This is a genomic window from Leptobacterium meishanense (genome assembly GCF_037645805.1).
In the GTDB taxonomy this organism is placed as follows: domain Bacteria; phylum Bacteroidota; class Bacteroidia; order Flavobacteriales; family Flavobacteriaceae; genus Leptobacterium_A; species Leptobacterium_A meishanense.
On record NZ_JBBEXE010000001.1, the window covers coordinates 162,716 to 177,668 of the forward strand.

The following is a 14,953-nucleotide window of genomic DNA, read 5'->3' on the forward strand; positions in this document are numbered from 1 at the left end:
GGAAATTATTTTACAGTGTTAATTTTTAGACTAATGCCGGTTTCTATATCGGGTGCATTATTGACTTTTGTATCTTGTTTGATATATACTGAAAATGCTATTTTTTTTGTTCCATAAGTGTACATTAAACTCCATGTAGTTATATTTTCCAGTGTTTTAGTATAACCATTGTGCCAACCTGCATTTATTTCTTGCCAAAACCCTTTCAAATGAAAAAAATCTTTCTCTTTTCTTGTATTGTATGGGGTTTGTAATTGGTAAAAAAGTGAAATGGTATTATAGTTTTTTTTATCAGTATACATTGTGTATTCTAATACAGCCTCACCACTTGCAATATATTTATTATTCCCAAAATCTACAGGATCTCGAAAGTTTATAAAGTTTTTTCTTAAAGCACTTAAACCAATACCCAATCGTATTTCATTCCGGTCATTATAAATCCATTTTTTTATCCCATTTCCTGAAATACCCACATCAATGGAAGGGTTATACTTTGATGTGTTAATTCCGAGGTGAGAGCCAAAATTAAAATGAAGGTTCTTAGATTTATTACCTAAATATTCTGGGTAGTAAAAATGATTTATTTCAATTCCGCTAAAGATAAATTGATTGTTGCTTAGTTGCATTGTCCGGCCATTCCTATCCTCATAATTTATATTTACTTCATTCAATCCGAAAAATTTTCTACCAAAAGGATCTTCTCCTCCTGCTATATTAGAATGAAACCATTCTATTGTTTTATCACTTGTAACGAAAGAAAATGGATAGGTCCCTTTGGTTGGCATAAATGTTCTTAGCCCTAGTCCAATCTCGTGATTCTCTGATAATGGAATAATATGTTCTAATCTAAAAACCTTATATACAGCATCAATCTCAATATTTATTAGATCGGCAGGAGTTGTTTCCTGATCTATAAATGTAAAAGGCCTCTTGAACCATGTTAAGTTACTGAATTGTTCCCTTATAGTAGGGTCTTTAGGTAAAAAAACTTCCAGCGCAGGATGGAAGATGTTACCACTTTGAACTGTAAGTTGAGTAGTGGATTTCTTTGGAGGCCGGACTTTGAAGTTATGGTTTATACGGGCACTAAATAAGCCAAAATGATGGGTAGAAACCATATTTGATTTATCTATACCATTCTTTATAGAAAGAGAGTCTTTATTTTGGGCGGAAGAAGATTTAAGTATAAAAATTGTAATTATAACAAAGGCCAGTCTTGAAATGTTCATTTTTATGAATTTGGGATAAACATTGTGTCTTATTAGTTGACTAAGCAAAAGATATAGAGAGTTATTTAATTACAATAACCTCTATATCTTAATGTTTTAGTGTCTTTTCGAATAGTCATTATTGATTCCCAAGAATAATAGGCAACCCATCATCTCCACTACCAATTACAATAACTTTACTGTTTGGAGAAGTAGAAAGTTTTAATGTTGCTTCTATTCCCTTTTCTCGAAGTATCTTATCTGTTAAAGAAGCACTTAATATTCTATTGGCATTGGCCTTTCCTTCTGCATCAATGCGTTGGCGCTCGGCTTCTTGCGTAGCTTTTTCTATACGAAACTCATATTCCAATGCTTCTTGTTCTTGTCTTAGTTTCCGTTCAATAGCTTCTTTAATAGTTGAAGGTAATGTAACATCTCTAACCAATATTTCGTTCAGCTGTACATATTGTCCTTTCAAAATGTTTTTTGTCTCTTCTTGGATTTCTTCTTGAATAGCATCTCTTTTTGTAGAGTATAATTGTTCAGGAGTATACCTTCCAACAACACTCCGGGCAGCGGACCTAATAGCCGGGCGAATAATCCGCTCCACATATTTTTCTCCTTTTTCCCTGTGGAGTTTTCCTAAATCTTTATAACTCGGTTGGTACCATGCCGTAGCATCTAATTGTATCTCTAATCCATTGGAGGACAATACTTGCATCGCTTCTGATAGTTCTTGTTGACGTACTTCATAGACAAAGACCTTGTTCCATGGGGCAACTAAGTGAAACCCTTCATTCAATGGAGGTTGATCTGTTACAACACCGCCCCCAAAAGTTTTGTACAAAACTCCTCCTTCTCCAGAGCCTATTGTAATTGTTGATTTATAAATAAAAATAATCCCTATAATGATGATTACGAGTATAGGTAATCCAATTTTTGGAAGTCGATCCATTCTTTCAATGTTTTTAAATTAAATTAATCCTTTATATTTTCTTAGAAACCACTCAGCTGACAACAATAAAACAATAAAAACCAGTAATAGCTTCCAGTCGATCAAAGGTACAACATTTTCACTGCTTTTTTGTATAGGCTTGAATCCTTCATTGGTCAATAAGTCTTCTTTCAATTCCTTTATTTGCTCAGGATAATATATTTTCCCACCAGAATTTTCGGCTAAAATCTTTAATCGCTCTTTATCTGCATTTAAAAATTGTTTCTCTATATCAAAATCAATTATTTTAAATTTTCCAGATTTTGAAAGGTTTTCACCTTCTACTACAATGGTATAGTTATACTCTCCTGCTAACAAATTACTTAAATCTACTTCAAAAAAGTTATTAGATAAGCGCATCGGAATTACTTGTTGTGTTTCTTCTGAACTTTTATTAAGTATCGCATTTAACCTTGCATTAGGGTTAAATTCATAATTATCATTAAAATATTGTGCTGTGATTGCTTTTTTGTTATTACCGTCATAAAATGATTCTGAAAACACTTCTAACCGTTCCTTCTTTTTGTTTGATGATAAATAAAAAATCAACTTTCCCATCAGGTTATCATATGATTCAAAATTTTTATTTTCAAGAAAATTGAAAGCTCGCCATTTCCAGGTGTTTTCACCAAATAACACCGCTCCTCTTATTGAATCTATTTCATAAGTTGCAAGCATTGGTTGTGTCGTTGAAATATTCCTAATCCGTTGCCTTAAAATAATATCAGGGTTTATAGAGAAACTAATATCACCCAGAAAATTGTCTAAAGGAGGATAGTCATAAAAATCAATTTCACTTATATCAAAAGGAGTATAACCCTTCTCTTTTTCCGGCTCTATATTTTCTTTCTGGGCACTCAATTCTTTTCTATAAAAAGACTGAGCAGTGTTTAAAAACCGCCAATCGGTTTTTGTTCCCGTAATTGTAAACACACTGGTATTTGTTTTTTTTATAGTGTCAAATAATGCTTTAAATCGAGCATCAGGTTGATATATAATAATCAATTGGTATTCTTTTACCCCAGAAATAGTTATATCTGCTATACTTTGAATGGTAGCCTCGCGTTGATCATTATTCTCAATACTCTTTTTCAAGGCTCCAAGATCAGGGTGCATAATACTTGAAACAATAAGAACTTTCGTTTTTTGATCAATTATCTCAATTGCAAATTCTTTAATATTATTTAGTGTATTCCTTTCCTCTTCTAACGGACTAATTTCAGCTGTATAGGATTGAACACCTACAGCATTAGCTTTCAACATAGGTGTTACAATACGTGAGTTATTTATATCATCAAATTCAATTTCCTGAGAATGGACAGTTTTACCATCAGATTTTATAACGAAGTTACTCTTGACCTTATTCTTCCCTTGGTAGTTAATGAATAATTCTACAGGAAAGTCATTTTTATGGTAAGCATATTTATTGACATTGATCTGGTTAATTTTTAGATCCGTATATTTAGTAGTATCTCCTATTACTACCGGATATACCTGTTGCTTATAATTGGTACTTAAAAGAGCATAATCCTCCCCGTAGGTTTGATTTCCATCTGATAATAAAATGACCGGAGCTATTGAATTACTAGATGAATTTTCCAATGAATTCAAAACTGAATGTATTTTGGTTTGTTTCTTGTCAAATGTAAGCGTATCCGAAAAAGTGATATTGTCCCCAAAAGTTACGTAGCGAACATCAAATCGTTTATTTAAATCGGCGTTTTCACGAAATTCTTTAATAATAGCTTTTATTTCCTCTGTTTTGTTCAGAAAAGCAATGGATGAAGAGTTATCTGTTGCAATTGTCAAAATCGGTTTTTCGACATAAAACACCGTTTTTTCTATAGCAGGGTTAACAAGCAACAGCATAATTAGAAAAACAGTTATGAAGCGTAGAACTATTAAAAGGACATGATCTTTTATGTTTTTTTTCTTTTTAGCAACATACTGAAACCTTGCAAAAAAAAATGCTGTTACAATAGCTATAATAATATAAGAAATAGTTATGATATCCATATTTTAATAATAAAAACGGATTTTAAAGACAATATGCCAATGTTTAAAATCTCTTGAGGCGCCTATGTAAGCATCCCTCCATCGACATTTAAAACTTGTCCGGTAACATATGTTGAAAGGTCTGAAGCTAAGAAAAGGCAGGCATTTGCAACATCTTCAGGAGTTCCTCCACGCTTTAATGGAATCGCATCTCGCCATCCTTGAACAACTTTTTCGTCTAGTTTTGCTGTCATCTCGGTCTCAATAAACCCAGGGGCTATTGCGTTGCAACGGATATTTCTAGACCCTAATTCTAATGCTACCGATTTGGTAAATCCTATGATTCCAGCTTTTGATGCTGCATAGTTTGTCTGCCCGGCATTCCCTTTTACACCTACAACACTGCTCATGTTAATAATTGAACCTTTTCGTTGCTTTAACATGGTTCGTTGAACTGCTTTTGTCATATTGAAAACCGATTTAAGGTTCACTTCAATTACTTTGTCGAAATCTTCTTCAGATATACGCATCAAAAGATTGTCTTTTGTAATACCTGCATTATTAATGAGAATGTCTACACCTCCAAATTCAGAAACTACATCCTCCACTAATTTTTGAGCTTGTTCAAAATCAGCAGCATTTGATTGGTATCCTTTTGCTTTTATTCCTTGTTCTTTTAACTCGTTTTCCAGTGCAGTTGCTGCTTCCACGGAAGCACTATATGTAAAAGCAATATTGGCGCCATGCATAGCAAAAATAGATGCAATCCCTTTCCCTATTCCTCTGCTGGCTCCTGTTATAATAACTGTTTTCCCTTCTAATAATTTCATATACCTTAAATGTCTTTTATAGTTAGTGAATCAAATATAAGTCTTTTACTTGAGTTCTTTTATAGAAAAATCCCGCTATAAACGGGATTTAACAATTGTTTTTATGCTGTAGTGTTATGCTAAAACTTCAACCACGCGTTTTCCTATTTCAGCCGGAGAATCTACCACATGAATTCCACACTCTCTCATGATCCGCTTTTTTGCTTCAGCGGTATCATCAGCTCCCCCTACAATAGCTCCTGCATGTCCCATTGTACGGCCTTTCGGTGCTGTTTCCCCTGCTATAAATCCAACAACAGGTTTTTTATTTCCATTTTCTTTAATCCATCTTGCAGCATCTGCCTCCAATTGCCCTCCTATCTCCCCTATCATTACTATACATGATGTTTCAGGATCATTCATAAGTAATTCTACAGCTTCTTTTGTGGTAGTGCCTATAATTGGATCTCCCCCTATTCCAATAGCCGTTGTAATTCCTAAGCCTTGGCGTACTACTTGATCAGCAGCTTCATAAGTAAGTGTTCCTGACTTTGATACAATACCTACTTTTCCTTTTTTAAAAACGAACCCGGGCATAATACCTACTTTTGCTTCTCCCGGTGTAATCACCCCCGGACAATTAGGGCCAACAAGCCTGCAATCTTTTTCATTTATGTAATTATATGCTTTTATCATATCAGCAACAGGAATTCCCTCTGTAATAGTTATGATTACCTTTATTCCTGCATTCGCAGCTTCCATAATGGCATCAGCAGCAAAGGCAGGTGGCACAAATATGATAGATACATCCGCTCCTGTTTTCCTTACAGCATCTTCAACTGTATTAAAAACAGGTTTTCCTAAATGTTCTTGACCACCTTTTCCGGGTGTTACCCCTCCAACGACATTGGTGCCATATTCAATCATTTGCTCTGCATGAAATGTCCCTTCACTACCTGTAAAACCTTGTACAATTATTTTGGAATCTTTATTGACTAAAACGCTCATTGCTATTTATTTTAAATGCGGTACAAAAATAGACTTTTGGGTGAAATTTCAGTAATGCTTTTCATTAAAAAAATTTGTAATCCTATTTTTTACTTTTTAATTGCTCTATAATGGAGGGGATTTGACGAATTGCGGCTAATTCTCTATGTTTTTTGCGAATTTCCTCTGCCGGGGTTCCAAAGTACAACTTCCCTTTTTCCAATGTTTTACTTACTCCTGATTGTGCAGATACTACTGCGCCCTCCCCTATTGTTATGCCGCTTGTAATGCCTGCCTGTCCCCACAATGTTACTCCGTCTTCTATAATAACACAACCGGCAATCCCTACTTGAGAAGCAATAAGACACCTTTCCCCTATTACTGTATCATGGCCAACATGTACTTGGTTGTCCAGTTTACTACCTTGTTTTATGGTTGTATTTCCACTTACACCTCTGTCTATAGTACATAATGCGCCAATATCCACATTGTCTTCAATCAGAACACTACCGCCCGATTGTAGTTTATCAAAACCGGAATCTCTCTTTTTGTAATAAAAAGCATCGGCTCCTAAGACTGTTCCTGAATGGATTGTAACATTATTTCCGATGGAGCTATGGTCATAAATGACCACATTTGGGTGAATACAACAATTATTGCCTATTGTTACGTGATTCCCTATAAAAACACCCGGTTGTATAATCGTATTTTTACCTATTGTGGCAGTACTTGCTATTTGAGCAGTAGCTTTTTCAAATGGCTTGAAATAATTTGTAAGCTTATTAAAGTCCCGAAAAGGATCATCTGATATAAGTAATGCCTTGTTTTGAGGACACTCAACTTCTTTATTTATGAGTACTACAGTTGCAGCAGAGTTAAGTGCTTTATCATAATATTTAGGATGATCAACAAAAACGATATCTCCAGGTTCTACAACATGTATTTCATTCATGCCTATAATGGGAAAGTTTGCATCACCTACATACTTTGTGTTTATGATAGTTGCTATTTGTTCTAAAGTATACTGATGGGGAAATTTCATAGTGAATATGTACTGGCTATTCTTTTATACGTTCCATGTAAACTCCTTTTTCTACATCAATCTTTATTTTATCCCCTTCATTTATGAATAACGGAACATTTACCTGTGCCCCTGTTTCTACTGTTGCTGGTTTTGTGGCATTAGTTGCTGTGTTCCCTTTTACTCCGGGCTCAGTATGGGTAACTTCAAGGATAACATGGTTTGGCATTTCTACAGATAAGGGCAATTGGTCTTCGGTATTAATAAGCACTATTACTACTTCTCCTTCTTTCAGAAACTCCGGGGCGTCTAAGGTGTCTCTTTGGAGGGTGATCTGTGTGAAATCTTCCGTGTTCATAAAATGATAGGTATCCCCTTCGTTATAAAGGTATTGAAATGAATGTGTTTCTACGCGTACATCTTCTATTTTATGTCCTGCCGAAAAAGTATTATCAATAACCTTCCCTGTAGTAACACTCTTTAGTTTTGTGCGGACGAAAGCAGGCCCCTTGCCTGGCTTTACATGCAAAAATTCAATTATTTTATAGATATCATGGTTGTATCGAATACAAAGCCCTTTACGGATGTCTGAAGTTGTTGCCATTTATTAATTTGTATTAAAATATCCTTTCATTATACCTCTTTGTGAATCTTTTATGAACTGTAATATCTCATCTCTTTCAGGAGTTGCTTCCATTTCTGCTTCTATAATTTCCACCGCCTGTGAGTTATTATAGTTCATTTGATATAAAATCCTATAAATATTTTGAATTTCCCTAATTTTGTCTGTGCTATACCCTCTCCTTCTTAGGCCTACAGAATTGATTCCTACGTATGAAAGTGGCTCGCGGGCTGCTTTTACATAAGGCGGAACATCTTTTCGTACCAAGGAACCTCCCGTGACAAATGCATGATTTCCTATTGAACAAAACTGGTGAACTGCTGTCATACCGGCCAATACTACGTGATCGCCTATATTAATATGCCCTGCCAATGTACTGTTATTAGAAAAAATACAGTTATCCCCAACAATACAATCATGGGCGACATGGCAATAGGCCATTATTAAACAATTCTTTCCAATAACTGTTTTCATACGATCAGAGGTGCCCCTGTTTATGGTGACACATTCCCTGATAGTTGTATGGTCGCCTATTTCGGCAATAGTTTCTTCTCCTTGAAATTTTAGATCCTGTGGTATTGCAGAGATTACTGCTCCTGGAAATATATTGCAATTTTTTCCTATTCGGGCCCCTTCCATGATAGTTACATTGGAGCCTATCCATGTACCTTCTCCAATTGTTACATTATTGTGAATAGTGGTAAAAGGTTCTATGACTACATTTTTTGCAATTTTTGCTCCGGGGTGGACATATGCTAATGGTTGGTTCATCTTATTTATCTTCTTCTTTAGTTTTTACAATTTGTGCCATTAGTTCAGCTTCTGTAGCCAACTTTCCATTGGCATAAGCATATCCTTGCATATGACAAATCCCTCTTCTTATAGGAGATAGCAATTCTAGCTTAAATATTAATGTATCTCCTGGGCCTACTTGTTGTTTAAATTTAACATTATCGATTTTCATAAAAAATGTCAAGTAGTTCTCAGGATCGGGTACTGTGCTTAAAACAAGAACGCCTCCGGCCTGAGCCATTGCTTCTATTTGTAGTACTCCGGGCATCACTGGTGCTCCGGGAAAATGTCCTATAAAAAAAGGTTCGTTCATAGTAACATTTTTCAATCCAACTACATGCTTATCACTTAATTCCAATATTCTATCTACTAATAAAAATGGAGGCCTATGCGGCAACATTTTCATGATTTGATTTACATCCATCAGCGGAGGTTGGGTTAAATCAACCTTAGGCACCTTATTTCTTTTTTCTATTTTAATAATTTTAGAAAGTTTTTTTGCAAATTGTGTATTAACATAATGTCCGGGTTTATTGGCAATTACTTTTCCCCGGATCCGAGTACCTATTAATGCTAAATCCCCTATAACATCAAGCAACTTATGCCGGGCTGCTTCATTAGGATGATGAAGTGTAAGGTTATCTAATATTCCATTAGGTTTTACAGCAATGTTATCTTTTTTAAAAGCTACTCGGAGTTTTTCCATAGTTTCTTCCGATAGCTCCTTATCCACATACACAATAGCATTATTAAGGTCTCCTCCTTTTATAAGTCCATGCTCTAACAACATTTCTATTTCATGTAAAAAACTAAATGTACGGGAGTCTGCAACTTCATTTTTAAAATCGGATAAATGTTTTAATGTTGCATTTTGAGTGCCCAATACTTTTGTCCCAAAATCGACCATAGTAGTGATTTGGTAATCATCAGCGGGGATTACAGTGATTTCACTTCCAGTTTCCTCATCAATATAAGAAATCACATCCTTTATAATGTATTCTTCACGGTCAGCATCCTGCTCTATAACACCAACTCCTTCGATGGCTTTGACAAAATATTTTGAAGAGCCATCCATAATAGGTGGTTCCGATGCATCTAGTTCTATGATAGCATTGTCTACCTCCATACCTACTAAAGCAGCTAAAACATGTTCTGAAGTTTGTATTTTAACTCCTTTTTTTTCAAGATTGGTACCTCGTTGTGTATTGACTACATAGTTGGCATCTGCTTCTATAATAGGATTACCCTCTAAATCAACTCTAACAAATGCATAGCCATGGTTTATAGGGGCTGGTTTAAAAGTCATTGTAACTTCTTTTCCTGTATGTAACCCTACTCCTTTAAGCGTAACTTCTTTAGCGATGGTCCGCTGCTTAGAAACCGTGTTAGCCATTTTCTTCGTTTGTTTTTTTATCAAGTTTGTGAATGGTTTCTGCTAATTTTGGTAAATTTTTGAAGAGTACATATGATTTATTATAATCACCATAACTTAAGGCCGGAGACCCTTGTAATACTTCATCATCTTTTACATTTCTTCCTATTCCCGATTGTGCTTGGATACGGACCCTGTCCCCAATAGTTATATGTCCTACAATGCCCACTTGCCCTCCTATCATACAATTCTTTCCTATTTTTGTAGATCCTGCTATTCCTGTTTGCGCTGCAATTACAGTATGTTCCCCTATTTCTACATTATGAGCAATTTGTATTTGATTATCAAGTTTTACCCCTTTTCTAATAATCGTAGATCCTAAAGTTGCCCTATCGATAGTTGTGCCCGCTCCAATATCAACATAATCTTCAATAATTACATTTCCTGTTTGCGGTACTTTTTGGTACTCACCATTTTCGTTAGGTGCAAAGCCAAATCCATCTGCTCCTACAACAGCTCCACTATGGACAACACAGTGATGTCCAATTACAGATTCTGAATATATTTTGGCTCCAGCAAACACAACTACATGATCTCCTATTACCACATTATCTCCCACATATACATTAGGATATATTTTAACATTATTTCCTATTGTAACATTTTCCCCTATATAAGAAAAAGCCCCTATGTAGATGTCTTCTCCATAACGTGCTGTCTCATCTATAAACACCGGTGTCTCTACACCATTTTTGTTCATTTTTACTTGATTGTAATACTCAAGGAGTTTTGAAAATGATTTATAAGGGTCATCTACTTTGATCAGTGTTGTATGGATAATAGCATCTGCTTCGAAGTCTTTGTTAACAATGGTTACAGATGCCTTTGTTTTATATATGAATGATTTATATTTAGGATTAGCCAAAAAAGTTAAAGAGCCCTCTGTCCCCTCTTCAATTTTAGATAACCTAGATACCTCTACCTCAGGATTCCCTACTACATCACCTTCTAGAATCCCTGCTATTTGATTTGCTGTAAATTTCATTCTCGCAAAAGTATAAAAAAACTCCTAATGTTGGTCTTTTGGGTAACAGATGTAATATTTCTTAACAGGTTTTGATAACGCCAATATATTCAGTTGATCCGAGGCAATAGCAACATCTATTGTCTTTTTATTTTCTAAGAGAATATTGATATTGTGTTTTTTTGTATCGTATGCTTGGTTTTCTATTCCACCACTAAAAACAAAGTAATTGGCCTCATGTTCAGATATTTTGTGAGTTTTTGCAAAACGTTTTCTATGTTTTTCCAATTTATCTATAGAAATAGGTTTATTTTTTAGTTTTATTTTTAAAAGTGTACGGTTGATCAGCATGGTACACAATGTTGATAAGACATAATCATCTGAACGTTGCCATGCTTTCATAGCTGATACAACATCATAATCATCCAGTTTCGAGAATAAATCTAGATACTTAGTGTCAAAATCTTTTTTTGATAACTGGTTTTTCATAAAAAACAAAAGTGCATCACTTGCATAAAGGTCTTTCCCTTCAAGCAAAAGTTCCTTAGCACGTTTAAAAACACGAATCATGAGTTGTTCAGCAACCAAGCTGGTCTTATGTAAATAAACCTGCCAGTACATTAATCGCCTGGCTACCAGGAACTTTTCAATAGAATATACCCCTTTTTCCTCAATAGCCAATTTATCATCTTCAGTCACATTGAGCATTGTAATAATCCGTTCTGAGTTGATATTACCTTCTGACACCCCTGTATAAAAACTATCACGCTTTAAATAATCCATTCTATCAATATCTAACTGGCCTGATACTAATTGGTTCATAAACGTCATAGAGTAGTCTCCTTTGAATATAGCTATAGCCATTGACAATCTGCCCGAAAACTCTTGATTGAGTTTCTTCATGAACAATAATGACATGTCTTCATGATGAATCCCTTCAACAATGCTATGCTCCATAGCGTGAGAGAAAGGCCCATGGCCTATGTCGTGCAATAAAATAGCAATCAAAAGCGCTTCCTTCTCTTCTTCTGTGATATTAATGCCTTTATAGTGCAATACTGTTATTGCTTTTTGCATTAAATGCAAACACCCTAATGCATGTTGAAAACGTGTATGATGTGCCCCGGGATAAACTAGGTATGAAAGTCCCATTTGTGATATCCTTCGCAAACGTTGGAAATATCTATGTTGTATTAAATCAAAAATGAATGTATTGGGAATGGTAATAAATCCGTAAATTGGATCATTCAAAATAGTAAGCTTGTTCGTGGCTTTCAAATTAAGATGTAATTAATAAGTATTAGCAAATATACATATATGAATCATATTAAAATATTGTGGGTAGATGATGAAATTGAACTCCTAAAACCACATATTCTTTTCTTACAAAACAAAAATTATGATGTTGCTACTTGCCGAAGTGGCAGAGAAGCACTTGAAGATATAAAAAACAACGATTATGATATTGTTTTTCTGGATGAAAACATGCCAGGCATTACCGGCTTAGAGACACTCACTGAAATTAAAACAATGAAGCCTAATCTTCCAGTTGTAATGATTACCAAAAATGAAGAAGAATATATTATGGAAGAGGCCATTGGCGGAAAAATCTCTGATTATTTGATAAAACCTGTAAATCCAAATCAAATTCTATTAAGCCTCAAGAAGAATTTGGACCATTCAAGATTAGTTACTGAAAAAACAACTGCTAATTATCAGCAAGAATTTCGAAAAATTGCTATGGATATGGCCTCGGTGAATTCATATGAAGGCTGGGCAGAACTCTATAATCGACTTGTTTTTTGGGAGATGGAACTGGAAACCATTGAGGATTCCGGAATGTTTGAAATACTAGAGTCTCAAAAAACAGAGGCTAATATGCAATTTGGTAAATTCATTGAAAGGCATTATGATTTGTGGTTTAAAGACGCTAACCCTCCTGTAATGTCCCATACGCTTTTTAAAGAACGAATTGCCCCCGAGTTATCTCGTGAAGTCCCCACATTGCTTGTAGTGATTGATAATTTGCGTTTAGACCAATGGAAAGCACTTGAGGGTTCCATCGGGACTCATTATAAAAAATCAAATGAGGAACTGTATTATAGTATTCTTCCAACAGCTACACAATATGCTCGAAATGCTATTTTTTCAGGGTTAATGCCAGCAGATATGGAACAATTATATCCAACCCTATGGAGAAACGATACTGATGAAGGAGGCAAAAACCTATATGAAAAAGAATTTTTAGAAGCACAGCTCAAACGGCTCGGGCTTTCTCTTAATTGGGAGTATCATAAAATATCGAATGTAAAATCGGGAAAAAAACTTGCCGAGAATTTTAAATCACAAGAAAAAAATGACCTAACAGTTGTGGTTTACAATTTTGTGGATATGCTTTCGCATTCAAAAACAGAAATGGAAGTGATTAAAGAATTAGCGTCCAATGATAAGGCATACCGATCGCTTACGCAAAGTTGGTTTAAAAATTCTCCGCTACTAGAAATCATCCAACAATCACAATCATTTGGTTTTAAGCTTATCATAACTACCGATCATGGAACAATCAATGTAAAGAACCCTTCAAAAGTAGTAGGTGATAAAGAGACCAGTCTTAATTTACGCTATAAAACAGGTAGAAGCCTTACGTATAATGAGAAAGAAGTTTACGCTGTTAAAAACCCAAAAACCATTCACCTTCCAGCAATAAACATGAGCAGTTCGTTTATTTTTGCAAAAGAAGATCTGTTTTTTGCGTACCCAAACAATTATAATCACTACGTAAGCTATTACCGGAACACATATCAACATGGGGGTATTTCTCTTGAAGAGATGATTATTCCTTTTGTGGTAATGCAGCCCAAATAAGAATAGATGACAATTACATATAAGCTAGAAGATATAGATACCATTGCCAAGAAAATATTAGCGTATTGTAGCGGCAAAGTTTTTCTGTTTTACGGCGATATGGGTGTAGGAAAAACAACCTTGATTAAAAGTATGGCAAAACAATTAGGAGTAACACATCCCATGTCGAGTCCTAGTTTTAGCCTTGTAAATGAATATCTAACAAATGATGTTCGGATTTATCATTTTGATATGTACCGTATCAATAATGAAAATGAAGCGTTGGATATAGGTTTTGAAGCCTATTTAGAAAAGGATGGGTATCTATTTATAGAATGGCCTGAAAAAATTCCAAACTTAATTCCCTTTGATGCTCATAAAGTTTATTTAAAAGTCATTAATGACCATGAAAGAACAGCAAAGTTTTGATAAAGATGTTGCTGATTGTTTATTTTTTTCACTACATTTGTCCCGGTATTTAATCACTCACCCTCTATATTATGTCGATTAACTGCTTAAAAAAATCGACAAATATACAACAAAAGTTTTTTATACGCTTATTTTTTTTCTCCATAAGTTTGTGATGTTCAATAACCAATAAACGCAAAACATCATGAAAACTGGAAAATTTTTACTCGCCATCGCATTTATAGCTACTACATTATTTGTATCTTGCAGTCCAAACAGCGTAGCCGATGAAGACAACCTATACACGGAAGGAGTCGAAAAAGCAAAAATTAAAGTCTCCGATATACGTTAAATCAAAATTTTTATTTGATTCTATAGCCGTACTACTTATAATATTATCACCTTTTATAATATACGTATATACAATAATTCCTAATAAAGAAGCTATAGAGACTCCGTTCTTTACACTCACAAAGAACGGATTTTCTAGTATAATAGTAGCTGTATGGATATATGTTAGTAAAATAGTTCCCCTATATTTATTCATATTATGGTTTATTACATGTAAACATTGGTGGTACCATGCGATTCTTATTCCCATCGCTATGTATGCTTTTCAATTTTTTACAGCCATAAATAATGATTCATCCATTATGGATGAAAATGAAATTATTTGGTTGATTCCTGTCGTTATGGTAGTAACGCCCATTGTTTATTTGATCCGTATCAAACTTTTTGATAAATTGGTCTATGGTATTGATCTAAAAGAGATTGAGCGTGAACTGGACGAATACAAACAACGGGAACGGGAAGAAAAAAAGGAAAAAGAAGCAGCACGTAAAAAACGGCTCTCTGATATCCATTAATAATTTGGCTA

14 protein-coding genes are annotated in these 14,953 nt (G+C 34.7%); 3 read left to right on the forward strand and 11 right to left on the reverse strand.

Features of this window, described 5'->3' with window-relative positions:
- Positions 1-5: 5 nt before the first annotated feature.
- From WBG21_RS00760 to WBG21_RS00810, 11 genes are all read right to left on the reverse strand, one after another.
- Positions 6-1,229, reverse strand: coding sequence for a hypothetical protein (locus WBG21_RS00760; RefSeq protein WP_340073774.1), 1,224 nt, complete (start codon positions 1,227-1,229; stop codon positions 6-8).
- A 118-nt stretch (positions 1,230-1,347) separates the two neighbouring features.
- The gene (locus WBG21_RS00765) at positions 1,348-2,163 is read right to left on the reverse strand and encodes a prohibitin family protein (protein WP_340073776.1); all 816 of its coding nucleotides are present in this window, start codon (positions 2,161-2,163) and stop codon (positions 1,348-1,350) included.
- Positions 2,164-2,181: 18 nt separating this feature from the next.
- Entirely contained in the window at positions 2,182-4,218 is a 2,037-nt protein-coding gene (locus WBG21_RS00770; protein WP_340073778.1) for a VWA domain-containing protein, read from the reverse strand.
- A 62-nt stretch (positions 4,219-4,280) separates the two neighbouring features.
- Positions 4,281-5,027 (reverse strand): 3-oxoacyl-[acyl-carrier-protein] reductase, encoded by a 747-nt coding sequence (fabG, locus tag WBG21_RS00775; protein WP_340073781.1) that lies wholly within the window; start codon positions 5,025-5,027, stop codon positions 4,281-4,283.
- A gap of 114 nt (positions 5,028-5,141) precedes the next feature.
- A complete protein-coding gene (gene sucD / locus WBG21_RS00780; protein ID WP_340073783.1) occupies positions 5,142-6,014 on the reverse strand; it encodes a succinate--CoA ligase subunit alpha in 873 nt (290 codons plus the stop codon).
- 82 nt (positions 6,015-6,096) lie between these two features.
- Positions 6,097-7,035: a UDP-3-O-(3-hydroxymyristoyl)glucosamine N-acyltransferase gene (locus WBG21_RS00785; RefSeq protein ID WP_340073785.1), complete on the reverse strand. Its 939-nt coding sequence runs from the start codon at positions 7,033-7,035 to the stop codon at positions 6,097-6,099.
- 16 nt (positions 7,036-7,051) lie between these two features.
- A complete protein-coding gene (gene efp, locus WBG21_RS00790; protein ID WP_340073788.1) occupies positions 7,052-7,618 on the reverse strand; it encodes an elongation factor P in 567 nt (188 codons plus the stop codon).
- 3 nt (positions 7,619-7,621) lie between these two features.
- Complete coding sequence (gene lpxA, locus WBG21_RS00795; RefSeq protein ID WP_340073790.1) at positions 7,622-8,407, reverse strand: acyl-ACP--UDP-N-acetylglucosamine O-acyltransferase; 786 nt, start codon at positions 8,405-8,407, stop codon at positions 7,622-7,624.
- A gap of 1 nt (position 8,408) precedes the next feature.
- Positions 8,409-9,821: a bifunctional UDP-3-O-[3-hydroxymyristoyl] N-acetylglucosamine deacetylase/3-hydroxyacyl-ACP dehydratase gene (locus WBG21_RS00800; protein WP_340073793.1), complete on the reverse strand. Its 1,413-nt coding sequence runs from the start codon at positions 9,819-9,821 to the stop codon at positions 8,409-8,411.
- On the reverse strand, positions 9,814-10,845 hold the full coding sequence (gene lpxD, locus WBG21_RS00805; protein ID WP_340073795.1) for a UDP-3-O-(3-hydroxymyristoyl)glucosamine N-acyltransferase: 1,032 nt from the start codon (positions 10,843-10,845) through the stop codon (positions 9,814-9,816). The genes WBG21_RS00800 and lpxD overlap by 8 nt, the downstream gene beginning before the upstream one ends.
- A 24-nt stretch (positions 10,846-10,869) precedes the next feature.
- Complete coding sequence (locus WBG21_RS00810) at positions 10,870-12,102, reverse strand: HD domain-containing protein (RefSeq protein ID WP_340073797.1); 1,233 nt, start codon at positions 12,100-12,102, stop codon at positions 10,870-10,872.
- 39 nt (positions 12,103-12,141) lie between these two features.
- Between WBG21_RS00810 and porX the strand changes: the two genes are divergently transcribed.
- From porX to WBG21_RS00825, 3 genes are all read left to right on the forward strand, one after another.
- Positions 12,142-13,689, forward strand: coding sequence for a T9SS response regulator signal transducer PorX (gene porX / locus WBG21_RS00815; protein ID WP_340073799.1), 1,548 nt, complete (start codon positions 12,142-12,144; stop codon positions 13,687-13,689).
- Between the two features lie 6 nt (positions 13,690-13,695).
- Complete coding sequence (gene tsaE, locus WBG21_RS00820; RefSeq protein ID WP_340073801.1) at positions 13,696-14,097, forward strand: tRNA (adenosine(37)-N6)-threonylcarbamoyltransferase complex ATPase subunit type 1 TsaE; 402 nt, start codon at positions 13,696-13,698, stop codon at positions 14,095-14,097.
- A 266-nt stretch (positions 14,098-14,363) separates the two neighbouring features.
- The gene (locus WBG21_RS00825) at positions 14,364-14,942 is read left to right on the forward strand and encodes a hypothetical protein (protein ID WP_340073803.1); all 579 of its coding nucleotides are present in this window, start codon (positions 14,364-14,366) and stop codon (positions 14,940-14,942) included.
- Positions 14,943-14,953 lie beyond the last annotated feature (11 nt).